General features: G+C 57.2%; 26 protein-coding genes and 1 pseudogene. 19 read left to right on the forward strand and 8 right to left on the reverse strand.

The window, feature by feature from the left end; all coding sequences use genetic code 11:
• Positions 1-27 precede the first annotated feature (27 nt).
• The 11 genes from BM063_RS18330 (at position 28) to BM063_RS10665 (ending at position 10348) form a co-directional block, all read left to right on the forward strand.
• A complete protein-coding gene (locus BM063_RS18330; RefSeq protein WP_092038890.1) occupies positions 28-240 on the forward strand; it encodes an IS3 family transposase in 213 nt (70 codons plus the stop codon).
• 414 nt (positions 241-654) lie between these two features.
• Entirely contained in the window at positions 655-1593 is a 939-nt protein-coding gene (locus tag BM063_RS10620; RefSeq protein ID WP_177199102.1) for a DMT family transporter, read from the forward strand.
• Positions 1594-1763: 170 nt separating this feature from the next.
• Positions 1764-2492 carry an MOSC domain-containing protein gene (locus BM063_RS10625; RefSeq protein ID WP_092038781.1) on the forward strand — a complete coding sequence of 243 codons (729 nt, stop codon included), beginning with the start codon at positions 1764-1766 and terminating at the stop codon, positions 2490-2492.
• A gap of 107 nt (positions 2493-2599) precedes the next feature.
• A complete protein-coding gene (ystJ, locus tag BM063_RS10630; protein WP_092038783.1) occupies positions 2600-3877 on the forward strand; it encodes an NADP-dependent malic enzyme in 1278 nt (425 codons plus the stop codon).
• Positions 3878-4021: 144 nt separating this feature from the next.
• On the forward strand, positions 4022-4204 hold the full coding sequence (locus BM063_RS10635; RefSeq protein WP_092038785.1) for a glutamate decarboxylase: 183 nt from the start codon (positions 4022-4024) through the stop codon (positions 4202-4204).
• A 43-nt stretch (positions 4205-4247) separates the two neighbouring features.
• Positions 4248-5129: an acetyl-CoA carboxylase, carboxyltransferase subunit beta gene (gene accD, locus BM063_RS10640; protein WP_092038787.1), complete on the forward strand. Its 882-nt coding sequence runs from the start codon at positions 4248-4250 to the stop codon at positions 5127-5129.
• A complete protein-coding gene (locus BM063_RS10645; RefSeq protein WP_092038789.1) occupies positions 5104-6066 on the forward strand; it encodes an acetyl-CoA carboxylase carboxyltransferase subunit alpha in 963 nt (320 codons plus the stop codon). The genes accD and BM063_RS10645 overlap by 26 nt, the downstream gene beginning before the upstream one ends.
• A 120-nt stretch (positions 6067-6186) precedes the next feature.
• Positions 6187-7146: a 6-phosphofructokinase gene (gene pfkA, locus BM063_RS10650; protein ID WP_092038892.1), complete on the forward strand. Its 960-nt coding sequence runs from the start codon at positions 6187-6189 to the stop codon at positions 7144-7146.
• 11 nt (positions 7147-7157) lie between these two features.
• Positions 7158-8909, forward strand: a complete 1752-nt coding sequence (pyk, locus tag BM063_RS10655; RefSeq protein WP_092038791.1) for a pyruvate kinase — start codon at positions 7158-7160, stop codon at positions 8907-8909.
• A gap of 603 nt (positions 8910-9512) precedes the next feature.
• Positions 9513-9977, forward strand: a complete 465-nt coding sequence (locus BM063_RS10660; protein WP_092038793.1) for an acyl-CoA thioesterase — start codon at positions 9513-9515, stop codon at positions 9975-9977.
• Positions 9950-10348, forward strand: a complete 399-nt coding sequence (locus tag BM063_RS10665; RefSeq protein WP_092038796.1) for an FxsA family protein — start codon at positions 9950-9952, stop codon at positions 10346-10348. The genes BM063_RS10660 and BM063_RS10665 overlap by 28 nt, the downstream gene beginning before the upstream one ends.
• Positions 10349-10449: 101 nt before the next feature.
• On the opposite strand, the gene ytvI is transcribed toward BM063_RS10665, so the two are convergent.
• Positions 10450-11592 carry a sporulation integral membrane protein YtvI gene (ytvI, locus tag BM063_RS10670; protein WP_092038798.1) on the reverse strand — a complete coding sequence of 381 codons (1143 nt, stop codon included), beginning with the start codon at positions 11590-11592 and terminating at the stop codon, positions 10450-10452.
• 375 nt (positions 11593-11967) lie between these two features.
• Here ytvI and citZ point away from each other — a divergent pair, with 375 nt between their 5' ends.
• From citZ to BM063_RS10690, 4 genes and pseudogenes are all read left to right on the forward strand, one after another.
• A complete protein-coding gene (gene citZ, locus BM063_RS10675; protein ID WP_092038800.1) occupies positions 11968-13080 on the forward strand; it encodes a citrate synthase in 1113 nt (370 codons plus the stop codon).
• Between the two features lie 72 nt (positions 13081-13152).
• Entirely contained in the window at positions 13153-14445 is a 1293-nt protein-coding gene (gene icd / locus BM063_RS10680) for an NADP-dependent isocitrate dehydrogenase (protein ID WP_092038802.1), read from the forward strand.
• Positions 14446-14575: 130 nt separating this feature from the next.
• Positions 14576-15514: a malate dehydrogenase gene (gene mdh, locus BM063_RS10685; RefSeq protein WP_092038804.1), complete on the forward strand. Its 939-nt coding sequence runs from the start codon at positions 14576-14578 to the stop codon at positions 15512-15514.
• A gap of 761 nt (positions 15515-16275) precedes the next feature.
• Positions 16276-16467 (forward strand): annotated as a pseudogene (locus tag BM063_RS10690) (RHS repeat-associated core domain-containing protein); the annotation flags it as partial.
• Positions 16468-16759: 292 nt separating this feature from the next.
• Here the strand turns inward: BM063_RS10690 and BM063_RS10695 are convergent.
• A complete protein-coding gene (locus BM063_RS10695) occupies positions 16760-17410 on the reverse strand; it encodes a DUF4272 domain-containing protein (protein WP_092038808.1) in 651 nt (216 codons plus the stop codon).
• Between the two features lie 397 nt (positions 17411-17807).
• Positions 17808-18059 carry a VOC family protein gene (locus BM063_RS17285; RefSeq protein WP_143085320.1) on the reverse strand — a complete coding sequence of 84 codons (252 nt, stop codon included), beginning with the start codon at positions 18057-18059 and terminating at the stop codon, positions 17808-17810.
• Between the two features lie 644 nt (positions 18060-18703).
• Here BM063_RS17285 and BM063_RS10710 point away from each other — a divergent pair.
• Entirely contained in the window at positions 18704-18916 is a 213-nt protein-coding gene (locus tag BM063_RS10710; RefSeq protein ID WP_143085321.1) for a hypothetical protein, read from the forward strand.
• A gap of 24 nt (positions 18917-18940) precedes the next feature.
• Here the strand turns inward: BM063_RS10710 and feoB are convergent, their stop codons facing one another.
• From feoB to BM063_RS10735, 5 genes are all read right to left on the reverse strand, one after another.
• On the reverse strand, positions 18941-20932 hold the full coding sequence (gene feoB / locus BM063_RS10715; RefSeq protein ID WP_092038817.1) for a ferrous iron transport protein B: 1992 nt from the start codon (positions 20930-20932) through the stop codon (positions 18941-18943).
• A 25-nt stretch (positions 20933-20957) separates the two neighbouring features.
• Positions 20958-21191: a FeoA family protein gene (locus BM063_RS10720; RefSeq protein ID WP_218154436.1), complete on the reverse strand. Its 234-nt coding sequence runs from the start codon at positions 21189-21191 to the stop codon at positions 20958-20960.
• Positions 21192-21469: 278 nt separating this feature from the next.
• Positions 21470-21730 carry a hypothetical protein gene (locus tag BM063_RS10725; protein ID WP_092038819.1) on the reverse strand — a complete coding sequence of 87 codons (261 nt, stop codon included), beginning with the start codon at positions 21728-21730 and terminating at the stop codon, positions 21470-21472.
• Positions 21727-22059, reverse strand: coding sequence for an ArsR/SmtB family transcription factor (locus BM063_RS10730; protein WP_092038821.1), 333 nt, complete (start codon positions 22057-22059; stop codon positions 21727-21729). Before BM063_RS10730 ends, BM063_RS10725 begins: the two co-directional genes overlap by 4 nt.
• Before the next feature lie 5 nt (positions 22060-22064).
• Positions 22065-22430, reverse strand: a complete 366-nt coding sequence (locus BM063_RS10735; RefSeq protein WP_092038823.1) for a hypothetical protein — start codon at positions 22428-22430, stop codon at positions 22065-22067.
• Between the two features lie 243 nt (positions 22431-22673).
• Here BM063_RS10735 and BM063_RS10740 point away from each other — a divergent pair, with 243 nt between their 5' ends.
• The 3 genes from BM063_RS10740 to BM063_RS18335 all read left to right on the forward strand — a co-directional run bounded on the left by BM063_RS10740 (position 22674) and on the right by BM063_RS18335 (position 23937).
• Positions 22674-23342: a suppressor of fused domain protein gene (locus BM063_RS10740; RefSeq protein WP_177199103.1), complete on the forward strand. Its 669-nt coding sequence runs from the start codon at positions 22674-22676 to the stop codon at positions 23340-23342.
• A gap of 270 nt (positions 23343-23612) precedes the next feature.
• Positions 23613-23813 carry a hypothetical protein gene (locus tag BM063_RS10745; protein WP_092038828.1) on the forward strand — a complete coding sequence of 67 codons (201 nt, stop codon included), beginning with the start codon at positions 23613-23615 and terminating at the stop codon, positions 23811-23813.
• Positions 23806-23937 (forward strand): LIM domain-containing protein, encoded by a 132-nt coding sequence (locus tag BM063_RS18335; RefSeq protein WP_143085322.1) that lies wholly within the window; start codon positions 23806-23808, stop codon positions 23935-23937. The genes BM063_RS10745 and BM063_RS18335 overlap by 8 nt, the downstream gene beginning before the upstream one ends.
• Positions 23938-23986 lie beyond the last annotated feature (49 nt).

Raw genomic sequence — 23986 nt, forward strand, 5'->3', positions numbered from 1 at the left:
CTAGCTCAGTTTGGCCTCAGATCCAGCATGTCAAGAAGAGGCAATTGCTTGGACAATGCCCCAATCGAGAGCTTCTTCTCCCACTTAAAGACAGAAGCTCTCCAACACCATCATATCCAAGATACTGAGCAGGCTCAAATCCTAATTCAAAGGTATATTCGTTTTTACAACGAGGAGCGGCTTCAACTGAAATTAAACAAGCTGACGCCTGTAGAATACAGGCGTCAGCACGCCGCATAAGCCGGGTGTTTTTACGTGTCTACATTTTTGGGGCTTGACCATCCCCGGCGGGGCTTTCTTTTCTTTTTCTCTTTCCGCGCCTTCAGGGCGAAGCCGTGGACCCGAACCGCGGGCTGTTGAAGCGCGAAGGTCAACTCCGGGCAAAGGGCAGTCGATGAGAAAAAGCGTAAGTGCCTGCCGGCGTTTCCGCCGTGCTGTGCGGCCGTAAATTCGTCCCTATCCCAAACCATGCGAGCCAGGGCTTTCGAAATTCCCTCATTCACCGGTTTTCGCCCCAAAATGGATTCAGATGTATTCATCCGAAATGTTATATAATTATGTCATTAGGGGCGTCTGAGCCTTCTGTGCCGGTGGCGGGGGGAGGTTGTCGGAAGGGGTCGCAAGGCTGAAATGGCATCTGATCGGGGGGATCTCATGAAACGGGTGCTGGATAGGCTTTGGAACAACCCTTACCTTCTCCTCACTTCGGCGGCGCTCTTTTGGGGGAGCAATTTCGTGCTCGGCCGGGTGATGGTGGAGACGATCCCGCCCCTGCACTTGTCCCTCTTTCGGTGGACCATCGGATTGCTCGCTCTCTGGCCCTTTGCCCGCCGTCAGCTAAAGGGGGCGAAAGCCCTGTGGCGGGAGTATCGGGTGCCCCTTTTCTGGATGGCGATGACCGGTGTGGTGGGCTTCAACGCCCTCACCTATCTGGCGGTCCAATTCACTTCGTCCATCAGCGCTTCTCTGTTCAATTCCGTCGCCCCCGTATTCATCATGCTTCTTTCCCATTTTTTCCTTAAAGAGAAAATCCGGCCCGTCCAGATCGCAGGGGTTTTCATCTCGCTGATCGGCGTCGTCTGGATCGTTTCCCGGGGAGACTGGAAAGTGCTGGTTTCCCTGGAGTTCAACGCGGGCGATCTGATCATGATCGTGGCCGTGCTCTCCTGGGCGGTCTATTCCATCCTGTCCAAGCGCTTCGGAACGGTGGCGGGAGAGAAGGGCACCTTCTGGATCCTGATGGCCATCGGTCTTCCCTTTTCGCTTTTGCTCGGCGCGGTGGAGGAAATCTTCCGCCCCCTTCCCTGGTCGGAAGTGTCCCCGATCGAGTGGCTCTGCGTCCTCTATCTCGGCATCTTTCCCGCCGTTGTCGCCTTCCTTTGCTGGTCCCGGGGCATCCAGCTCGTCGGTCCGGCCAAATCGGGGGTGTTTCTCCATCTCATCATGCCCTTTGCGGTGATGATCGCGCTCTTTTTCGGGGAAACGCCCACGCTGGCCCAGGGGGTGGGCGCGGCCTTTGTGCTCCTCGGCGTCCTGATGGCCTCCAATCCGCCCCGGAAGGGCGGGGGGCGCGGTCAGGATTCAGCCCCTTGAGCGAATCGTCCGATGTCTTGTCGGCACCGGGCGGAAGCGTTTTTCCCTGCAGGCATCAGGGGCGCCTTGCGGACACGGTGAACCGCGGCCGTCCGGCTCCTCCGCCTTGGACCGCGGCTCCCGACGGCTCCGGTCTGCCGAATTCCGCGATTTAAGGTGGTGACAATTTGATGAAACCGATCGGGGAAATCAAGGAGATCATCCGCTACCCGGTTAAATCGTTTCAAGGGGAGCGCGTACAAAAAACCCGGGTGATGAAAGGGGGGCTCTACGGGGACCGGAGCCACGCCTTTCTGGATGAATCGAGGCCGGGCAACTTTCTCACCATTGCCCAATGCCCCGAAATGGCCCGGTATCGGGCGCGGTTTCGGGGGGAGGAGTTGCCGGACCGCTATCCGCCTGTGGAAGTGACGACCCCCGAAGGCCGGGTTTACCGCTTTGGCGACGCCGAACTTCAGCGTCGCATCGAAGCGTTGGCCAAACGGAAGGTTTCGCCGGTGATGCACGATCCCAGCGGCGGGCCGAACCGGGCGATCGAAGAAGCGCCGGTCCTGATCGTCACCGATGCCTCCCTCCGGGAACTCGGGAAGTGGCGGAGGCGGGAGGTCGCTTTGGAGCGGTTCCGCCCCAATCTGCTGATTTCCCTGCATGACCCGGTTCCCTTTGCCGAGGATGACTGGGTCGGTCGAACGCTGAGGGCGGGCGGGGTGGAGTTGGCGGTCAACGGGCTCTGTGAGCGCTGCATGATCGTCACCGTCGACCCGAAGGATGCAAGCCGTGATTTGCCGTTGCTCAGGACGCTGGCAAAGGAAAGGGATAGCTGTTTCGGCGTTTATGCCGCGGTGATCCGGCCCGGCGTGTTGCAAGTGGGGGATCGGGTGTTTCTGACCGGGTCCTGATCGAAGGCGGCGCCGTTCCTTTCCCGTCTCCCTTCTGTTATAATAAATGCTACTCCGGGTGGTCATGCCATACGGACGCCCGCGAACGGAAAAAGGAGTGAGTGGCGTTGTCCACTTTGCGCGAAGAATCTCTCAGACTGCACCGTGAGAACCGGGGGAAACTGACGGTCCAATCCAAAGTTCCCTTGAATTCCGCCCGCGATCTCAGTTTGGCCTATTCGCCGGGCGTCGCGGAACCGTGCAAGGAGATTCATACCGATCAGGAGTCCGTGTACGATTTCACCATGAAGGGAAATTTGGTGGCGGTCGTGTCCGACGGAACGGCCGTGCTGGGACTGGGGAACATCGGACCTCATGCCGCCATGCCGGTGATGGAGGGGAAAGCGGTTCTGTTCAAGGCCTTTGCCGGAGTGGATGCGTTTCCCCTCTGCATCGACACGACGGAAATCGATAAGATCGTGGAGACGGTGAAGCTGCTTTCACCCACCTTCGGGGGGATCAACCTGGAAGACATCGCCGCTCCGAAATGTTTCATCATCGAAGAGCGGTTGAAGAAGGAAGTGGACATCCCCGTCTTTCACGATGACCAGCATGGAACCGCCATCGTCACCTTGGCCGGTTTGATCAACGCCCTGAAGGTCGTGGGCAAGAAGATGGAAGAAATTCGCGTGGTGGCCAACGGGGCGGGAGCCGCAGGAATCGCCATCATCAAATTGTTGCTTTCCGTGGGCGTGCAGGATGTGATCATGTGCGACAGCAGGGGAACCATTTATGAAGGGCGCCCCTACGGAATGAATCCGATCAAGGAATCGATCGCCCGCCTGACCAACCGGGACCGCGTCCGGGGGTCCCTGGCGGACGCCATTCGCGGAGCGGATGTGTTCATCGGCGTGTCCGTCGAAGGGGCGGTCACGAAAGAAATGGTGGCCTCCATGAACCGGGATCCGATCATCTTCGCCATGGCGAATCCGGTTCCGGAAATCATGCCGGAAGATGCCTACGCCGTCGGGGCCAAAGTGGTCGGGACGGGACGTTCCGATTTTCCCAACCAGGTGAACAACGTGCTGGCTTTTCCGGGGATTTTCCGCGGTGCCCTCGACGTGCGCGCCCGGGGAATCAACGAGGAGATGAAGATCGCCGCGGCGCGGGCCATCGCCGAGCTCATCGACGAGGATGAATTGAGGCCGGATTACGTGATTCCCGCTCCTTTCGATCCGCGGGTTGCGCCCAACGTGGCCGCCGCGGTTGCCAAGGCGGCGATGGAGACGGGAATGGCCCGCATTCAGGTGGATCCCCAGGAGATCTACGAGCGGACGATGCGGATGAACGGACGAATTCCGGCGGAGGAAGCGGAGCGCCTTCTGAACCGGCGCAATTCCCTCTGAAGCCGCCGGAAAAGTTAAAGGAAAGGTTTAAGAATCGGAGCCTGCAATCTTCTCATATCGTTGCAGTCGATTTCGCAAATATGCTATCATGTGTCCGATGGTTGCACGTTGGACGAGGCTGCTTGAGTCTGAGGAGGAACCACGATGTGGACCGTGATCTACATTGCGCCCGATTCGAAAACCGCGGAGCGGATCAAGGAGCGCCTGACCAATGAAGGTTTTTTGGTTCAGATCCGCCCGATGAACCTTTCCAAGGGTCAGTATGAAATCCTCGTTCCGAAGGCCGAGCTGAAGGAAGTGCAGGAAGTTCTTCCTTCCATCCTCTGATGATCGGATCCTTCAGTTTTTACAAGCGGATGAGGTGTTATCGTTGTTAAAGGATTTTTTCAGGAAACAACGCCGATATGCAACCATCCCCTCGCAGGATGTCAAGCGGGAAATTCCGGAAGGCATCATGCAGAAATGCCCCCGTTGCGGAACCATCAGCTACGCCAAAGAGCTGGAAAAAAACCTGAAGGTCTGTAAGTCCTGCAGTTATCATTTTTCATTGAGTGCCCCGGAGCGGATCGCCGTCACGGTGGATGAGGGGCGTTTTTTTGAGTACGATGCCGATTTGAAATCCCTCGACCCGCTGGAGTTTCCGGACTACAAAAACAAGCTCAGGAAGGACATGGAAAAGACGGGCTTGAACGAGGCGGTGGTGACGGGCGAGGGAACCATCGGCGGCTATCCGGTTGTCATCGGCGTGATGGATTCCCGTTTCCGCATGGGGAGCATGGGTTCGGTTGTTGGCGAAAAAATCGCCAGAGCGGTGGAACAAGCCGCGACGAAGCGGTATCCTCTCATTCTCTTCTCCGCCTCCGGCGGGGCCCGGATGCAGGAGGGGGTTCTTTCCCTGATGCAGATGGCCAAGACGAGCGCGGCGCTCGAGCGTCTGCATCGGGAGCGGGTGCTGTTCGTCTCGGTGTTGACCAATCCCACCACCGGCGGGGTGTCGGCCAGCTTTTCCTCCCTGGGGGACATCAACATCGCCGAACCCGGCGCGCTGATCGGCTTTGCCGGGCGGCGGGTGATCGAGCAAACCGTGCGCCAAAAACTTCCGGACGACTTTCAGACGGCGGAGTTTCTGCTGAAGCACGGGCAGCTGGATATGGTCGTCCCGCGGACCGAACTGCGCCAGACCCTGATCAAGATCCTGGAGTTGCACGCGAATGGGGGAAATGCCGATGGCAAACGGCCATCTACCCTTTGAAAAACCGATCATCGAGCTAAGGCAAAAGATCGCCGAACTGAAAAAATTCACCAAGGAGAAAGAGATCGATCTGTCCGATGAGATCGCCACGCTGGAGGCCAAGGCGGAGCGCCTGGAGAAGGAAATCTACGGAAATCTGACCCCCTGGCAACGGGTCCAGATCGCCCGCCATCCTTCCCGGCCGACCACGTTGGATTATATACAGCGCATCTTCACCGATTTCATCGAGCTGCACGGGGACCGGCTGTACGGCGACGATCCCGCCATTGTCGGCGGGATCGCCAAACTGGACGGAATGCCGGTGACCGTGATCGGGCACGAGCGGGGAAAGGACACCAAGGACAAAATCGCCCGCAACTTCGGGATGCCCCATCCGGAGGGTTACCGGAAGGCGCTGCGCCTGATGCAGCAGGCGGACAAATTCGGCCGCCCCATCATCACGTTCATCGACACCCAGGGTGCCCATCCGGGGATCGAGGCGGAACAGCGGGGCCAGAGCGAAGCGATCGCCCGCAACCTGCGTGAGATGGCCGGTTTTTCGGTTCCCATCGTCTGCGTGGTGACCGGCGAGGGGGGAAGCGGCGGAGCCTTGGCCATCAGCGTCGGCAATCGCCTGCTCATGCTGGAGCACGCCTACTATTCGGTGATCACGCCGGAGGGCGCCGCCGCCATCTTGTGGCGGGACGCGGCCGAAGCCCAGCAGGCCGCGGAGGCGCTGCGCATCACCGCCCAGGATCTGCTGAAATTGGGCGTGGTGGACCGCGTCATTCCCGAGCCGAAGGGGGGAGCCCACCGGGATCCCGATGCCCAGGCGGCTTGGATCAAAGAGGCCCTTCTCGAAACCTTGAAGCCCCTGTTGGAAATGGACGGAAAGGCGCTGGTCGCGGACCGGCATCGGAAGTATGCCCAAATCGGCGTGTTTGCCGGCGGAGATTGAGGAGTTCACCTTGCCTTTACTCGCTGACAATTCCCAACGTCAGCGGTTCTCTTTTTGTCCCGCAGGGACAAAATTTGTCCATGCGGGAGGAAGGAAAAATGTGAAAATGGGGTGGGAAAGGTGAAACGAATTGCAGTGTTGACCAGCGGGGGAGACGCACCGGGAATGAATGCGGCCATCCGCGCCGTCGTCCGGAAAGGGGTTTACCACGGCCTGGAGGTCATGGGGGTTTACCGGGGTTACCACGGCTTGATCCGCGGCGATTTGAAGCCCCTGTCCCTGGGTTCGGTCGGGGACATCATCCACCGGGGCGGGACGATGCTGTACACCGCCCGATCCGAGGAATTCAAGACGGAGGAAGGGCAGGAGAAGGCGGTCAAGACGCTGCGGGAGCACGGGGTGGAAGGACTGGTCGTCATCGGCGGGGACGGCAGTTTCCGCGGGGCGATGAAGCTCACCGAAAGGGGAATTCCCACCGTCGGCGTCCCCGGGACCATCGACAACGACATTCCGGGAACGGATTTCACCATCGGCTTCGACACGGCCATCAACACGGTGATCCAAGCCATCGACAAAATCCGGGACACGGCCACGTCCCACGAGCGGACCTATGTCGTGGAAGTGATGGGACGGGATGCCGGGGACATCGCCCTGTGGGCGGGTTTGGCCGATGGAGCGGAGTCCATCCTGATTCCGGAAGCCCCCTACGATCTGGATGAGGTGGTGGAACGGCTCAAGCGCGGGAACAAGCGGGGCAAGAAGCACAGCATCATCCTGGTGGCCGAAGGCGTGGCGAGCGGCGTGGAGGTGGGCGAGGAGATCCGGCGCCGCACGGGATGGGAGACCCGGGTGACGGTGCTGGGACATATCCAGCGGGGGGGTTCCCCCACGGCCTTTGACCGGGTTCTCGCCAGCCGCATGGGGGCCGCCGCCGTCGATCTGATCCTGGAGGGCAAATCCAATCAAATGGTGGCGATCCGGAACAACCAGATCTGCGGCATTCCCTTCGAGGAAGCTTTCAAGCAAAAACACCGTCTCGACTTGTCGATGTATCAGTTGGCCGGAATACTGGCAATTTAGGGGGGCAGGACATGCGCAAGACAAAAATCGTCTGCACGATCGGGCCGGCCAGTGAAGAGCTGTCCGTGTTGAAGCGGTTGATGGAGGCGGGAATGAATGTGGCGCGCCTCAATTTTTCCCACGGCTCCCACGAAGAACACGCCCTAAGGATTGAGCGGATCCGCCGGGCGGCGGCGGAGACGGGCAAAACGGTGGCCATTTTGCTGGATACCAAGGGACCGGAAATCCGCACCGGCGACCTGCGGGACGGGGAGGTGGAGCTGAAGGAGGGAGAAACCTTCATCCTCACCACGGAGCCGGTGGAGGGGGATGCGTCCCGGGTTTCGGTCTCCTACGCGGGATTGCCGCAAGATGTTCGCCCCGGTTCCACCATCCTGATCGACGACGGACTGATCAAACTTACGGTCGTGGAAGTTCGGGGGAATGAGATTGTCTGCCGGGTGGTCAACTCCGGCGTGTTGAAAAACCGAAAAGGGGTCAACGTTCCGGGGGTTCGGATCCAGCTGCCCGGAATCACCGAGAAGGACGCGGAGGACATCCTCTTCGGCCTGGAGCAGGGAATCGATTTCATCGCCGCCTCCTTCGTGCGAAAGAAGGAGGATGTGCTGGAGATCCGCAAGCTGCTGGAGGACCGGGGAGCGGACATCCCGATCATCGCCAAGATCGAGAACCAGGAAGGTCTGGACAATCTGGATTCCATCCTGGAGGTGGCCGACGGGCTGATGGTCGCCCGCGGGGATTTGGGGGTTGAAATTCCCGCGGAAGAAGTTCCCCTCGTTCAGAAGCAGATGATCCGCAAGTGCAATCTCCTCGGCAAACCGGTGATCACCGCGACGCAAATGCTGGATTCCATGCAGCGGAATCCCCGTCCGACCCGGGCGGAGGCCAGCGACGTGGCCAACGCGATTCTGGACGGCACCGATGCGATCATGCTGTCGGGGGAGACGGCGGCCGGCAAATATCCGGTGGAGGCGGTGGAGACGATGGCCCGCATCGCCTCCCGGGCGGAGTCGGCCCTTCGGTACCGGGATCTGTTCCGGCAGCGGAGCCAGGAACTGGAGGTGAGCATCACCGATTCCATCAGCCAGGCGGTGGTGCACACGGCGGAGGCCCTGAATTGCGCCGCGATCATCACCTCCACCGAGTCGGGTCACACGGCCCGGATGGTGTCCAAGTATCGCCCCCGGGCCCCCATCGTGGCGGTGACTCCCCACGAAAAGGTGATGCGGAGGCTGACCCTGGTCTGGGGCGTGCATCCGGTAAAGGGAAAGGTGGTAAACAGCACCGACGAAATGTTGCAGTCGGCCATCGATTCGGCCCTTGCCTCCAAAACCGTCCGCCACGGGGATTTGGTGGTGATCACCGCGGGAGTGCCCGTCGGTCAGCCCGGAACCACCAACTTGATCAAGGTCCATGTGATCAGCGACGTCCTGGCGAAGGGACAGGGCGTGGGCCGGCAGGTGGTGACGGGAAGAGTCGTGGTCGGGGTGGATCCCGAGGAAATCCGCAGGAAGATGCGGGATGGGGACATCCTGGTCACGCGGGCCACCGATCGGGACATGATCGACCTGTTCGAGCGGGCCAAAGCGGTGGTGACGGAGGAAGGCGGCCTCACTTCCCACACCGCCGTGGTCGGAATCAGCCTGGGGGTTCCCGTCATCGTCGGAGTGGAGGGGGCCCTTCAAATCCTGAAGGACGGGATGGAGATCACCGTCGATTCGGAACGGGGATATATCTATCCCGGGCGGGCCAATGTGCTGTAGGAAAAAAGGGAGAGCAATCCGAAAAAAATCGGCGGTAGACCCGCCGATTTTTTGTGCTTCAAATTTGCCCCCCGAAAAATGAAAACAGCGCCGGATCCGGCGCCATGACGGAAATGACGAAAGGGGGCGACACCGCTTATGCTCAAACCGCCTTTCCGCGGCGGTCAGATGGTTCGCAAACGGGGATAAATCCACCAGCGCAACCTTCTGCGTCTTTTCCTTCTTCGCCGCAGTTTCATCTGGAACCAACTCCTTTCCCAAAACGTGGTAAAGGGTTGAACCGTTCCGTTTCAGGGAATGCCAGATGAGTGACTTTCGCGGTTGTCGACGCAAGTTTTTCGTTTCATCCCGGTCCGCCCCGGAGAAGACCGCCTTTCCGACGGCCCGTCCCACGATGTCTCTTGCGAGGGTCGACAACCTTCCCGACCTGTGCGCTTTGTTCTTTATTTTACCGCGAAAGCGGAGGTTTTGCTATTCCCATTATGTGTGATGCGCTCTTGTAATATGTATATATTCGCAAAAAAAGGCGGATTCCATAGGGCTGCGGAAATTTGTTTGGTATAATGAGTTTGATTCCACATACCAACCCGGAGTTGAAGTCCCATGGGAGAACGAATTTTTGAAACATCGGTACGCGTGCGCTACAAAGAGACGGATCAGATGGGTGTGGTGCATCACACCAACTACATCGTGTGGTTCGAGGTGGGCAGGACCGACCTTCTCCGGCAGCTGGGCCTGTCTTACCGGGATCTGGAAGGCCGCGGCATTCTTCTGCCGGTGGTGGATCTTTCCTGCCGCTACGTGGAAGCCGCCCGCTATGACGATGAGATTCGGATTCTGACGCGGATCGCGGATCTCACCCCGGGAAAGATCATCTTTTCCTACGAAATTCGGCGGAAACCGGATGATGCCAAGCTGGCGAGGGGATCCACCACCCACCTTTGGGTCAGCCGCGAGATGAAACGGATGAATATCCAGAGGTCCCATCCGGAGCTGTACGAGATGTTGGCGGCGGTCCGGGAAGGGGAGGAGGTGGGGACATGTTCCGGGTCTTCATCATCCTCCTGATTCTCGTCCCCCTTCTTGAGATTTGGGGACTGGCTCAGATGGGACAGTGGATCGGCGCCCTTCCCACGGTTTTGGCCGTCATCGTGACCAGCGTCATCGGCGTCGTCCTGGCCCGCCGGCAGGGGCTGGAGGTTTACCGTTTGACGGTGCTCCAGCTGAATCGCGGCGAGCTGCCCAGCGACACGCTGTTGGACGGCCTTCTCATCCTGGCGGGAGGACTGCTGCTGATGGCTCCGGGCTTCTTTACGGATACCGTCGGTTTTCTCCTGATGATTCCTTACATACGGGGAATTGTGAGATTGTTTGTGAAACGCTGGTTTGAGAAAAAGACCCGCGAAGGGCGAGTGATCCGGATCACCCGCCGCTGGTGAAAAAGGGGAGCCGGACCGTTTTCATCGGAGGGAAAGCGGCCGGCGAAAGCGCCGATAAAAGGAGCCGTCCCCGGATGTCTCCGGGAGGACGGCTCCTTTTCTTAGGAACGGTTGAAGGAATCTCCCTTGATAAATCGCCACAGGTCGCGGAACACATTGGCTCTGTAAAGGGCGATCGCGATCACCACGCTGACCGGACCGATGATCAATCCGATGAACCCGAACAGGTTGAGACCCACAAACAGGGCGATCAGGGTGGTCAAGGGGTCCAGCCCCACATTGCTGGAGACCAATTTGGTCTCCAATATCTGGCGCACTACAAGCAGCACGCCGTAAAGGACCAAAAGGCCCACGGCCAGCTTCGTGTCCCCGCCGAAGAAAAACGAGTAGGCGGACCAGGGCACCAGCACCGCTCCCACGCCGAGGTAGGGGAGCAGGTCCACCACCCCGATGATGATCGCCACGGTCAGGGCGTATTTGACGCCGAGGATCCACAGACCGATCATCACCAGGATGGCCGTGATGCTGATCAGCGTCAACTGGGCTCGCACAAATCCGAACAGGGAGGTTCGAATGTCCTTCAGCACGATCCCTCCCGTCCTGCGCACGCGCTCCGGGAGGGACCGGTTGAGGGCGTCCCGCATCCGCGGCCAATCGAGGCCGATGAACAGGGCGGCGAGGAAAATGATGACAATGACGGCCACGATATAGGGAAGGTCCGTGAGGAAGGAACCGATGCCGGCGATAATCCCGGTGATCAGCTCGGTGCCCTTCTGGGTGATGACTCCCAGATTTTCCCGTATGCTGCTGACGATTTCCTTTTGATGCTCCGGATTGTTCTGAAGATACGTCTGCACGTTCTGGATCAGATGCGATATTCCGGTGTCTTCATCGAGGAACAGGTCGAGGAGATATTGGTTGAACCGTTCGAGACTTGTCGGCAGCAATTCGGCCAGCCGGGTCAGTTCGATGACGACTTGCGTGACCAACAAAACCAGCAGTGAAGAGACCACTGCCAGCACAATGATCAGCATGAGGGAAACGCCCGCCCAGCGCGGAAGGCGAAGTTTATTTTCCATGAAACGGACGGCGGGTTCGATGGCCATGGCGATCAGCCAACCGATCAGAAAGGGATAGAGGAGCGGAAGGGCAAAGGACAGAATGTAATAGGCAGCAACCCCGATCAACACCAGCAGTCCGAGACGAATAAGGATTCCGATCAATTGAGATGAACCTATATTCATTGTTTCGCCTCCGCCGTTTATTTGGCGCTGACATTATACCATTTTTAACGGTTTTAAAAAAGGGAATGGGCATGATAGAACGTTAATTCAATCACAATCCGAAACCGGCACCCATGGTGATATCCGTCGGTTTTTGTGGTACACTATTGTCGGAATAAGAAGGGCACATCCGGTCCAAGGAAAAATCGGGGGGCGAACCCCGGGTCTTATCGGCTCTTTTTCGACCAAGATTGCGAATCTTGCGCAACACCGAACAAAGTGGTTCACCACCCTGGGGGGAAGTGAAACTCTTTCCTGTATTTTCAGTCGAATGCCGAAAGACTTCCCGGCCGGTTGTGCCCTGGGTCGCAGATCAGAATGCAAAGGAGAGATCATATGACGGTTGCCAAGGGATTGGAGGGTGTAGTTGCGGTAACTTCCGAAGTCAGCTCGATCATCGACGGCGTGCTGACCTACCGGGGGATCAACATCGACGAACTGGCCGAAAAGGCCGGGTTTGAAGAAGTGATCCTCCTGCTCTGGAACGGCCGGCTGCCGAAGAGGGAAGAGCTGGAACAGCTGCAAAAGGACCTCGACGAAAATGCCTCCATTCCGGAACAGGTTTTGAATGCGCTGAAAGAGTATCCGAAGGATGTGCACCCGATGGCCGTGCTGCGGACGGCGGTGTCCCAGCTGGCGGTGTACGATCCCGAAGCGGACGACAACAGCGCGGAGGCCAACCGCCGCAAGGCGATCCGGCTGACCGCCAAGATACCCACGATCATCACTTCCTTCTATCGCTTGCGGTCCGGACTGGAACCGGTCGCTCCCCGTCCGGGACAGGGATTCGCCCGTAATTTCCTGTATATGCTCAACGGCAAGGATCCGGAAGAGGTGGCCGTGAAAGCCTTTGACAAGGCGCTCATCCTGCACGCGGACCACGAGCTGAACGCTTCCACCTTCGCCGCCCGGGTGACGACCGCCACCCTGTCCGACATGTATTCCGCCATCACTTCGGCGATCGGCACCTTGAAGGGTCCCCTGCACGGCGGTGCCAACGAGCGCGTGATGGCCATGCTGAAGGAAATCGGCACGATGGACCGGGTGGAATCCTACATCCAGGAAAAGCTGGACCGGAAGGAAAAGATCATGGGCTTCGGACACCGGGTTTACAAGGACGGAGATCCCCGGGCGAAGCATCTGCGGGAGATGTCCCGCCAGCTGGCCGAGCTCACCGGAGACACCAAATGGTATGAGATGTCCCGGAAAATTGAGGCGCTGGTGGAAGAGAAGAAGGGGCTCAAGCCCAATGTGGACTTTTATTCCGCCTCGGTCTATAATTATCTCGGAATTCCCAGCGATTTGTTCACTCCCATCTTTGCCATGAGCCGGGTGACGGGTTGGACGGCCCACGTGATGGAGCAGTATGCCAACAACCGCCTGATCCGTCCGCGCGCGGAATATGTGGGGCCGAAGAATCAGCCCTATGTACCGATCGACCAGCGGTAACAGCTGCAGACAGGGGAGGGAGATCCTGTCCCCTGTTTTGTTGTGAATAAATATACAGTAAGGGGTGTCAGGATGGCAGCGTTCAAATGGGGAGAACCGCAAGCCGGGGAAAAGATTGTCATTGAAGGCGGAAAGCTCAACGTTCCCGATCAGCCGATCATTCCCTTCATCGAGGGGGACGGCACGGGCCCTGATATCTGGGCGGCGGCGAAGCGGGTGCTGGATGCCGCCGTGGAAAAGGCCTACGGTGGGAAGAAAAAGATCGCCTGGTTTGAAGTGTTTGCCGGGGAGAAGGCTTACAACCGCTTCGGCGAATGGTTGCCCGAAGATACCCTGAAAGCGATCCGCGAATACAAGGTGGCCATCAAGGGCCCCCTCACCACGCCGGTGGGCGGAGGGATCCGCTCGCTCAACGTGGCCCTGCGGCAGGAACTGGATCTGTACGTCTGCCTGCGGCCCGTCCGGTATTTTGACGGCGTTCCTTCGCCGGTGAAACATCCCGAGCTGGTGGACATGGTGATTTTCCGGGAAAACTCGGAGGACATCTACGCCGGGATCGAGTGGGAAGCGGAGTCGGAGGAAGTGAAGAAGGTGATCCGCTTCCTGCAGGAGGAAATGGGCGTCAAGAAGATCCGCTTCCCGGAAACCTCCGGCATCGGCATCAAGCCCGTTTCCCGGGAGGGGACGGAGCGGCTGGTGCGGGCGGCCATTCAGTATGCCCTGGATCACGGCCGGAAGAGCGTCACCCTGGTCCACAAGGGGAACATCATGAAGTTTACCGAAGGCGCCTTCAAGAAATGGGGCTATGAGTTGGCCGAGCGGGAGTTCGGCGACAAGGTGTTCACCTGGGCCCAGTACGACCGGATCGCCGAAGAGCAGGGCAAGGAAGCGGCCAACCGCGCCCAGGCCGAGGCGGAAGAGGCCGGCAAGATCATCATCAAGGATGTGATCGCCGACGCCTTCCTGCAGCAGATCCTCACCCGCCCCGCCGAGTACGACGTGATCGCCACCCTCAACCTGAACGGGGACTACATTTCCGACGCCCTGGCGGCCCAGGTGGGCGGCATCGGAATCGCTCCCGGAGCCAACATCAACTACGACACCGGGCACGCCGTTTTTGAAGCGACCCACGGCACCGCCCCCAAATATGCCGGTTTGGACAAGGTGAACCCGGGTTCGGTCATTCTGTCCGGCGTGCTGATGTTGGAATATCTGGGCTGGCAGGAGGCGGCGGACTTGATCTACGCCTCGATGAACAAGACAATCAGCCAGAAGACCGTCACCTACGACTTCGCCCGGTTGATGGAAGGGGCCACCGAGGTGAAGTGCTCCGAGTTCGGGGACAAGTTGATCGAAAATCTGTGATCGGAAGATGAGACCCGCCCCCTCCCTTTCCCGAAGCTTCCGGCGGGAGGGGAGGGGGGAAGTGACACGCGCGAGACAGGAGATCCATCCCGATTCGTCACACGGGACCCCAAAAAGGAGGAAGGTTGAAGTGACCATCCGGAGAAGAAAAATTTCCGTCATCGGTGCCGGTTTCACCGGAGCGACGACCGCCTTGATGCTGGCGCAGAAGGAACTGGGGGATGTGGTCCTGGTGGACATTCCCCAGGTGGAGGGGCCGACCAAGGGGAAGGCGTTGGACATGCTGGAATCCACGCCGGTGCAGGGGGTGGATTCCAACATCGTCGGCACCACGGATTATGCGGAGACCGCCGGCTCCGATCTGGTGATCATCACCGCCGGCGTCGCCCGGAAGCCGGGGATGAGCCGCGATGATTTGGTCAGCACCAACGCCAAAATCATGAAGTCGGTAACCAAATCCGTCGTGGAACATTCCCCCAACACCATCATCATCGTCCTGACCAACCCGGTGGATGCCATGACCTATGAGGTGTTCCGCACCTCCGGTTTCCCCAAAAACCGGGTCATGGGGCAGTCCGGAGTTCTTGACACGGCCCGTTTCCGCACCTTTATCGCCCAGGAGTTGAACGTGTCGGTGGAAGATGTGACCGGCTTCGTGCTGGGCGGACACGGCGACGACATGGTGCCTCTGGTCCGGTATTCCTACGTCGGCGGCATTCCCCTGGAAAAATGGCTGCCGAAGGACCGGATCGACGCCATCGTCGAGCGGACCCGCAAGGGCGGAGGCGAAATCGTCAACCTGCTGGGCAACGGCAGTGCCTACTACGCCCCGGCGGCCTCCCTGGTGCAAATGGCCGAAGCCATCCTGAAGGACAAGCGGCGCATCCTGCCGGCCGTCGCCTATCTGGAAGGAGAGTACGGGTACAACGACATGTTCCTCGGCGTCCCGACCATCCTCGGCGGCAACGGCCTGGAAAAGGTGATCGAGCTGGAGCTGACCGACGAGGAGAAGCAGGCCCTGGACAAGTCGGCCGAATCGGTCCGCAGGGTGATGAAGCTCCTCGACTGACGGCCGCTATCGAATCGGAAAGCCATTGGGACTATGAGGGATCCTCCCTCGTAGCCTCAATGGCTTTTTGGCTTAGAAAGCGGATTGGCCGGGGCGGTTTTTGCTCTAGCTCCGAAGAAGGGAAAGCTTTAAGCCGAGTGATCCGGACCGGTCGGTTCTGTTGGAGAGAAGTTGTGGGCCAAATTCATCATAATCTTTTCCAGTTCAACAACCCAATTCATGTCCATAATTGTTTGGATGCATTTTTGCATCGAGGAGGAGAGTCACTGTGTTGATTTCAAATGACATAGGCGAAATATTAAATGATTATGAGTTTACTGATAGTATAATTACAAACCTTAAATGGGAAGACAACTTATTAGATTTATCCATTACAGTGGATTATTATCGGGATATTCAAGAAGGATAAAAAAACTCTAGATTGCTAAAGCTTGTGTTTAAAAATTGTATAAAGGTTCAATTTTGTTTGTCGGAAAAAGTGTTGGCTGTACCTAGAGATCAACTTAAACCAGCAAATATATATAGTTGGTTTACTATAATAAATTTTTATGGAGATAACTGTCATAATGTAATAAATGAATACGGTGAACATATGTTTACTGAAATAAAGATTCATACGTTAGATATTGAAAAGCCATTCTTGCATATAGTTTGCAAGGATATGGAATTGTATCATGTAGGGTACAGTTTGTAAAAAAACTGGTAGAGGGGACGGGAATCCGCAGGATCCGAACTACAACCCGGACGACCCGTACAACGTCTATCGCTTCAACAGCAAGCGCTGGGATCCCCATACCGGCAAGGTGGACATGGGCTTCCGGGACTACGATCCGGGGCTGAACCGCTTCCTGACTCGGGACATGTACAACGGCGCCCTGGCGGACATGCGTCTCGCCCTGGATCCCTGGAACATGAACCGGTATGCCCTTTGTGGGTGGGGAAGACGCACGTAATGCCTCATAAAAGTCCTATCGTGCGGAGATCTACCATAAAGAAGAAGACGCTCATTTTCCGGAGAATGATGATTGCGTCGGGGATGGTCTGGAAGAGTCGGATTTCCCCCGTTTCAAAGTCCATGTGTTTGGAGGGAACGCGTTCGCCGGAGATGGAAAGGTTTGTTGCTGCATCGTTTTGGAGGCGGTGTTATTGAGCGAGCCGGATAAAGGGGTCCTTTACACACCAAAATTCCTGCGCCGAAATCAAAGTAAGCCGTCCGCAAGACGGCTTTCAGCATAGTTCGTCCTTCTAGTCGTCCCATTCATCGATCAGACCGCACACCCAGTTCAGGGCATGGATCCGTTCATAGGTGATCATCGTGTCAAAGGGATGTTTTTCTCCCTTCTCATAGGCCTCAACCTGTTGGTTGTAAAGTTGAAGGTGTTCTTCCAGCATGTGCACCATCTCTTCAGACGGGCGCAACCGGGCTGAGGCGATGAAGGGTCGAACGGACTCACCGAGGGCGGGTAATGCCTCGCTCATGTCGGAACCGTCGCACCGTTCGATGGGCATATCCAGTTCATCCACCCGCCCGATGCTCCACAACAAGGCCTGCAAGCCCTCGATGCGCCAGGTTAGCAGGTTGGACTGCAATGCCCGTTGCTCCCGCTTTTTCTCGGCAGGGCTGAGATCCGATAGCGGCATCCGAAAAATCTCTTGTTCCCGGGGACTCAGGTAATCCCACATTCCCTCATCGATCGCCCAATTTACAACCTTTTCCGGCTCCTCGTAAAAAATGACTCCCAACAGCATGTGAAGGGCGAGGGCGCGCCTGGCGACTTCCCCGGCCGAACGGAGCCGGATGTCTTTTCTTTCGGGATAAACGGGAAAATTGAATATCATCTCGATTCGCTGGCTGTCGGGGTCGAAAACGACTTGCTTGGTATTGGCTTCTGTCATTAAGAAAATTCCCTCCTTGTCGGTTGATTCCTATTCTATCGAAAAAGGAGGTGGGCTTGCAGCGCCAGTTAAACGATCTCGGAGGATTTGAGGGTCTTTCGAGATCTCATTTTTGTAGATTCATGCCTTCATGGCGGCTGTCCTTTCTTCTCTTCTATTCTAAAAAGCCGCAAAACCCAACGGCCCGGCGATGCGCCCATCAGTCCTTCGCGACCAATCGAATCCGATATCCCGACGGATCGCAGATGGGGTAGCCTTCACTGATCGGCTTGACGGGCGCGCAGATCGGGCGGAGCCGGTCTGCGGTTTGGCCGATCGTTTCTTGATTTGGAAATTCGAGGGCATACCCGTTCCATTCCGCGATGTTTTCGGGAGCATTGGGGATGCCTGTCCCCGGTCAGGTGGTCACCGCAATATGATGGCGGTAACAGAACGCCATCTGCGATGAATAGCTGACCACGTCAAACCCGCTCCCTCGTAGAAGACACCTCCGCCGCCCCAGATCGCCCACGTGCAGATGGACGTGTCCCATCACGGCATTTTTCGGCATACCGGTTCCGGGCGCATCGCTTTCGGCCAGAAGCCCCGCACTTCCACGGATCGGTCGCCATGGTTCCAAGTCCATTCCGATGGAGGCGTCGTGATACACTTCGATGCCCTTTCCTTCCGGATCGGAAATACGAGCGTCTCGCTGACGGCGTGGTCGGCGTTGCCCATCGGGTAGTCCCTTTCAAGCAGATGTTTCAGGAAGGCGGACAAATCGGCCCGGAAGGGGCAGGGTCCCGCCGCTTGCCCGCCTTCGGGACCACATCGGCCGGGCGTTCCAGCACAAGGAGCGGCGTTTTTCCGTCGGCGGTCAAAGCGGTCCGGTCTTCCGATCGTTTTAGAACGCGGAAATCGATAAATTTCCGATAAAACGGGATCATCTTCTGATGTCGTTTCATGGCACATCCCGGCTCCAGGAACAACGACAGAACCGACATGTATTCACGCACCTTCCCGGAAGTAGGTCGGTTTTTCTTTTTCGATCCTCCTCGAGAAAACCGGATATTCCCGCCTGCCGAGAGGGCCTGCTGGGCCGTATTGGAGCGCGTGGCCCATTGGGTGCCGCCGCTCACCAGGGACCTGCAGCTTTATCCCCTGATTCGGGTGCTCCGGGACTTCATCCACTCCGGGGAGCTGGTTCGACGGGTGGAGGAAGGTGGGAGGCAGCTGAACTGATCCGCGGCGGTGAGAAGGTGTTCCCGCGAAGAGGAAAAACGGATCATTCCGGCCCTCAAAAAAGGGGACGGAATGATCCGTCGCAAGGCGCCCCGGCAGGATGTCTTTTTCCGGTCAAACAGGTTGACCTTCTTCCTTCTTTTGCTCCATTCGTCTTTTTTTGCCGCAATCCTGCACGCTGCAGGCCGGGCAATACCCCGCCGGACAGTCATCCCGACGGAGGCGGCGAACAAAACGGAAGATCTGCCAACCGGCAAGCCGAACACCGCCGCCATCACCAGGTAAATCATGTTGATCCTTCCCCTTTTTCTAGAAGATCAGCTGACCGACGCGATAGACGACAAAGGCCGTGATCCAAGCGATCGTCAAGCTGTAGCCGACGGAAAACAGCGTCCATCTCCAGGAACCGGTCTCGCGTTTGATCGTCGCCAGGGCGGCGACACACGGAGTATAGAGCAGGACAAAAAACAGAAACGCCAGTGCCGCAGGCGGGTCAAAGGCATGGGGCAACAGTTCGCCGAGCTTGTCTTCGGTCCCGGCGCCGTACACGATGCCCAACGTGGATACGATGAGCTCCTTGGCCAGAAAACCGACTACAAGGGACACGCCCGCCTCCCAGGAGTCAAAGCCGAGGGGAGCAAACAGCGGAGCGATCCATCGCCCGATGGCGGCAAGCCAACTCTCTTCCATCGGAACGAAACCCTGCCAGGAAGAGTTGCCGAGAAACCAGATCACCACCGTCATTCCGAAGATGATCGTCCCGGCTTTGCGGATGAAACCCCTTGTCTTTTCCCAGGTGTGCAAAAGCAAATTTTTCATCGCGGGTGCGTGGTAGGGAGGCATCTCCAGCAAAAAAACCCCTTCTTCGTCAGGCAGCCGTTTTTTCAACACAAGGGCCGTCAGGACCGCCGCCAGAACTCCGGCGACATACAGGGTGAACACCACGGCCGCTCCGCTTTCTTTGAAAAATGCGGCTGCAAACAGCGAGTAAACGGGCAACCGCGCCGAACAGGACATAAAGGGGGAGATCAGCGCGGTGACCAGTCGGCTTTTCGGATCTTCCAGGGTGCGCGTCGCCATGATGGCCGGAACATTGCAGCCGAAACCGAGGATCAGCGGAATAAACGCTTTGCCGCTCAGTCCGATCATCGACATGAACCGATCCATCAGCACGGCCGCCCGCGCCATGTAGCCCGAATCCTCCAGATAGGAGAGGCAGAGAAACAGGATGGCAATCTGCGGCACGAATACGAGCACCGCTCCCACCCCGGTCAAGACGCCGTCGATCATCAACCGGGTGAACCAATCCGGACTGCCCATCGCATCCAGCGCGGCGCTCACACCCGTGAAGAACGGCCCGCTGAACCAGCTGTCGAGATGATCGGACAGGGGAGTGCCGACCCAACTGAAGGTGAGTTGAAACACCAGGTACATCAGCAAGAGAAAAATGGGGATTCCGATGACCGGGTGCAGGAGCAGGCGATCCAGCCGGTCGCTCCAGGTGGGACCGTCGGCCGTACGGCTATTGCGGGTCACTTCGCGGACGATTTTTTCGATGAGCGCGTAGCGCGCGTTCCGAATCCGTTGATCGAGATCCGCGGGGCACTTGGAACATACTTCCTCCATCTGTTCGATCAAATCGGAGGGCAACCGGGAACACAGCAGTTCCCTCACTGTGCGGTTTCCTTCCAGCCACATGAGCGCCAGCCAACGGCGGTTCGGGCGGAGATGCAACCCGGCCTCCGCCATCAGCTTGTCCAATTTCCGGATGGCCTCTTCAATCTTGGGAGAATACGGTACCTTCCATGGGGGGGAGGGGATGTTTCGGTGAAGCAGATGGATCAGCTCGCCGTCGCCCTTCGCCCGGCGGGCGACGATGGGAACCACGGGAATCCCCAGCGTTCGGGAAAGGGCGGAAACGTCGATTTTCAGACCGCGTTTTTCGGCGATATCCATCATGTTCAGGCACAAAACGAGCGGCATCCCCATTTCGAGGAGCTGAACGGAAAGGTAGAGATTTCGTTCGAGATTGGAAGCATCCACGATGTTGATCAGCAGGTGCGGATCTTCGTTGATCAAGTATGTGACCGCCAACTGCTCCTCCAGCGTCTGGGCGGACAGGCTGTAAATGCCGGGAAGGTCCACAAGGACGGCTTCTGGGAGGGTTTTGATCCGGCCCTCTTTTTTTTCCACCGTCACCCCCGGCCAGTTTCCGACGTGCTGCCGCGTTCCGGTCAAATGGTTGAATATCGACGTTTTACCGGTGTTTGGATTGCCAACGAGTGCAAGGGTTTTGTTCATCGGTGCATCCCGCTCTCCGTCGGTCTCATGCCTCGGGTTCAATGAGAATCTTCTTTGCTTCGCTCGCCCGGATGCCGATTTGATAACCGCGTACTCGCACGATGATCGGCCCTCCGAAGGGAACCTTGCGAACCACCTGCACGACGGTTCCCGGAAGCATGCCAAGGTCGAGAAAGCGTTTTTTGTAGGCGGGATGGATCAGCAGCTCAGCCACTTTCGCTTTTTTGCCCGGAATGCAATCCGCCAAGCGCACGGCCATTCACTCCGTTTCCTCCATCCTGCTCAAATGATAACGCTTCTCATTTTCATCGTCTATCATTTCGGCTCGATTTTCCTGAAATCTACACATTTTGCCGGCCTCCGATCGCACCGGCAGCGTCTGACCCATCGGTGCCGAAGGTCCCGGCTCTCAATGGCGAATCATCCCGTCAATCGGCGGAAAAGGGGAATATTGGACGGGCGGGCATGCAAAAAGCCCGGCTGCGATCAAAGGCCGGGCGGTGTCCGGGGCTGGAGTGATCTGGGTTGGCGGGAAAGTTACTCCACTTCCTTCAGGATCTTTTCGATGGAAGCCAGGCGCTCTTTCATTTCGGCCAGATCCTTCGCCAGCTGCTTCTGCTTCTGGAGGATTTCCCGCTGAACCTCCACCGCTTCGGAGGCCAATCTTTCGTACCTCTCCGATTCGCCTTTGATAATCTTGGCTTGCCGGATCTTCGACCGATTGCTCATCAAAATGGCGAGGAAGATGAGCGAAAAGGCCATGCCCGCCAGTGCAACGATGATCTCGCTTTTTATCATGATCCACTTCCTTTCGGTTTGATCGTCAGCGATTCCGCTGCTTTTGCGATCATCTCCTGATTGAGGGGCAGATCAAAGGGAACCAGCTCGTAATACTTCATCGCTTTTCCGTCGTCGGAGAGTTCGAGGGTGCTTTTTACGATCCCGGCCTTTTCCATCTTTTTCAGGTGCATGTACAGGAGGGGCCGGCTCATGTCCAGCTCCCTGGCCAGTTGGCTGACGTATTTCCGCTCACGGCTCAGGATGGAAACGATCAGCAGGCGGTGCGGATTGGCCAGCGCTTCCAGAAGGGCGAGCAGTCGGTCTCCCGTGATTTCCGCATAAGTCATTCGGATCAACCGCTTGGCCGCAGATTTTTCAGGATGTTGGCGGCAAACGCGATTCCGTACGTCACGGTGAGACCGACGGCAGCGCTCGGGAGAACGGAGGCGCCGAATTTCCCAGGGCTGAACAGTTCCATTGCCGGCAGGGGAATGCCGATCATGTTCAGCCGGCAGAGAGCCGCTGCCAAACCGCTTCGGCCGTCCTGCGGGAAGGCGTGATGGGTCAAATCCGTCAGGGCCAGGGACATCCATCCGAGCGGATGGATGCGCGCATGGGCCGATGTGCTGGAAAGCGGATCGGAACTACCCATATAACCCGCCGAAACCGCTCCGATGACGAAAGGGATGTCGAAAATCCTGATGAAGCGGATGGTCATTCAGTTTCTCCTTTCATAAGTCTCAGATTAATATCATGTGTAAATAAAATATTACACATGATATGATTTGTCAACGAAATGAGGAAACAAATTTGAGGAAGGCGTTCTCCGTTCGGCCAAGAGATGATGCGCTCGTTAATTTGAAAGAGATTTGGTGAAGGCGCGTCTTTTTCGTCTCTCTTTACAGATTAAAAGGAAGTGTTTATGGTTGAATGGAACGGGGATTTTTCCGGGGGTGGGTGCATGGAGAATAACGATTTGTACGAGCAAACCGTAAACGCACGAAAAGCCTTTTGGAAAAAGATTGGAACCGTGGATCCCTATGTTTTGTCATATTTTTTAAACCCCGCGCTTATCGGCAGCTTCGGATGGTCGTTTGTGAGACAGGCCTTTGTGAAAGTAGAAACCCCGAATACGGTGATTTTGGCGAGTGACGGCTTGTCCAATCCGTTTGATGCCCTTGATGAGCCAAACCAGGGATTTTCTTTGGAATGTTTTATTGAATCGGATGATCCTGCGCTGCGCAAAAGCTTTGCCGATCTCACTGAGGCGTGGCAACTTCAATTGTTATACAATGTGGTGCATCACATCGCGGGTCATGGGGGCATAAAGGAGTTGCTGGAGCGGCATGGTCTTCTTTCGATGGAACTGTCATCCATCGATGTGATGGAACCTTTCCGCGATGAGGAGGGGCGTGTGGGAGTCTTACTCGGGCTGGATTCGATTCATATCCCTCCCAGTATTGAGGGTCCGGCAAGCAACATTCGCCTGGTGAGCATAAAAATCCTCACATCCCGAGAGTTGCAGTACGTTTTGCGGCATGGTGACGCAGGGAGAAAAAAACTGGCCCGATTGTTCCGCGAACAAGGTTCCGATCATTTGTCCACGCTCAACAGAAATTCAGTCGTATAAGAATGTGATCGATCGGCGCCATGGTCAAGGCGGGGGCCGGCAACCGGCGAAAGAACCAACTTGCAAATGCGCATCCGCAAGACCGCTTCCCGAGGCCATCCGAGGGTTTCCCATTCCGTGGTGCAAATTCCAGCAGGTGAACCGGGAGGGGATTTTTCACCTCGTTCCGTGCCTTCGGGGGAGATTTGGGGTTTCAATGACACCCCAAAGGGTATTGATTAATGGTGAAACCCGTGTAACACTATTGTCAAATGGCCAGGAGGGGTGGCTGTGTCTCAGGCGAAAGAGTACCGGCGGTTAATTTTGGAAGCTATTGAAGACATGGAGTTTTTGGCCACAACCTTTAACACGGAAAAGGGCGAAGAGACAAAAAAGGCCTTTAAACGGGGGCAGAAAGAAGCTTGCCTGAAATGGGCGGAAATCCTTAAGGAGCGGTTAAACAAACTGGAAAGGAGCAAAACGAGTGGCTAACAAATGCGTCGCATGTCTCCAACAGATTCCCCGCGGGGAACCGGTTTACTGGACGGATGGGAAAACCTTCTGTGAATCGTGCTATCTGGAATACAAGGAATGGAAGAGAAAACAGGGGAAATAGGATTTGCAGCACTTTAAGCCGCGGTACATACAAGGTTTGTTGGAAGCGG

The organism is Planifilum fulgidum (assembly GCF_900113175.1).
Taxonomy (GTDB): Bacteria; Bacillota; Bacilli; order Thermoactinomycetales; family DSM-44946; genus Planifilum; species Planifilum fulgidum.

Bases quoted from the DNA above. Each gene is read 5' to 3' on its own strand.
- BM063_RS18330 (WP_092038890.1), top strand. From the start codon at position 28: ATGTCAAGAAGAGGCAATTGCTTGGACAATGCCCCAATCGAGAGCTTC.
- BM063_RS10620 (WP_177199102.1), top strand. From the start codon at position 655: ATGAAACGGGTGCTGGATAGGCTTTGGAACAACCCTTACCTTCTCCTC.
- BM063_RS10625 (WP_092038781.1), top strand. From the start codon at position 1,764: ATGAAACCGATCGGGGAAATCAAGGAGATCATCCGCTACCCGGTTAAA.
- BM063_RS10635 (WP_092038785.1), top strand. From the start codon at position 4,022: ATGTGGACCGTGATCTACATTGCGCCCGATTCGAAAACCGCGGAGCGG.
- BM063_RS10645 (WP_092038789.1), top strand. From the start codon at position 5,104: ATGGCAAACGGCCATCTACCCTTTGAAAAACCGATCATCGAGCTAAGG.
- pyk (WP_092038791.1), top strand. From the start codon at position 7,158: ATGCGCAAGACAAAAATCGTCTGCACGATCGGGCCGGCCAGTGAAGAG.
- BM063_RS10660 (WP_092038793.1), top strand. From the start codon at position 9,513: ATGGGAGAACGAATTTTTGAAACATCGGTACGCGTGCGCTACAAAGAG.
- BM063_RS10665 (WP_092038796.1), top strand. From the start codon at position 9,950: ATGTTCCGGGTCTTCATCATCCTCCTGATTCTCGTCCCCCTTCTTGAG.
- ytvI (WP_092038798.1), bottom strand. From the start codon at position 11,592: ATGAATATAGGTTCATCTCAATTGATCGGAATCCTTATTCGTCTCGGA.
- citZ (WP_092038800.1), top strand. From the start codon at position 11,968: ATGACGGTTGCCAAGGGATTGGAGGGTGTAGTTGCGGTAACTTCCGAA.
- icd (WP_092038802.1), top strand. From the start codon at position 13,153: ATGGCAGCGTTCAAATGGGGAGAACCGCAAGCCGGGGAAAAGATTGTC.
- BM063_RS10695 (WP_092038808.1), bottom strand. From the start codon at position 17,410: ATGACAGAAGCCAATACCAAGCAAGTCGTTTTCGACCCCGACAGCCAG.
- BM063_RS10710 (WP_143085321.1), top strand. From the start codon at position 18,704: ATGATCCGTCGCAAGGCGCCCCGGCAGGATGTCTTTTTCCGGTCAAAC.
- feoB (WP_092038817.1), bottom strand. From the start codon at position 20,932: ATGAACAAAACCCTTGCACTCGTTGGCAATCCAAACACCGGTAAAACG.
- BM063_RS10720 (WP_218154436.1), bottom strand. From the start codon at position 21,191: ATGGCCGTGCGCTTGGCGGATTGCATTCCGGGCAAAAAAGCGAAAGTG.
- BM063_RS10725 (WP_092038819.1), bottom strand. From the start codon at position 21,730: ATGATAAAAAGCGAGATCATCGTTGCACTGGCGGGCATGGCCTTTTCG.
- BM063_RS10730 (WP_092038821.1), bottom strand. From the start codon at position 22,059: ATGACTTATGCGGAAATCACGGGAGACCGACTGCTCGCCCTTCTGGAA.
- BM063_RS10735 (WP_092038823.1), bottom strand. From the start codon at position 22,430: ATGACCATCCGCTTCATCAGGATTTTCGACATCCCTTTCGTCATCGGA.
- BM063_RS10740 (WP_177199103.1), top strand. From the start codon at position 22,674: ATGGAGAATAACGATTTGTACGAGCAAACCGTAAACGCACGAAAAGCC.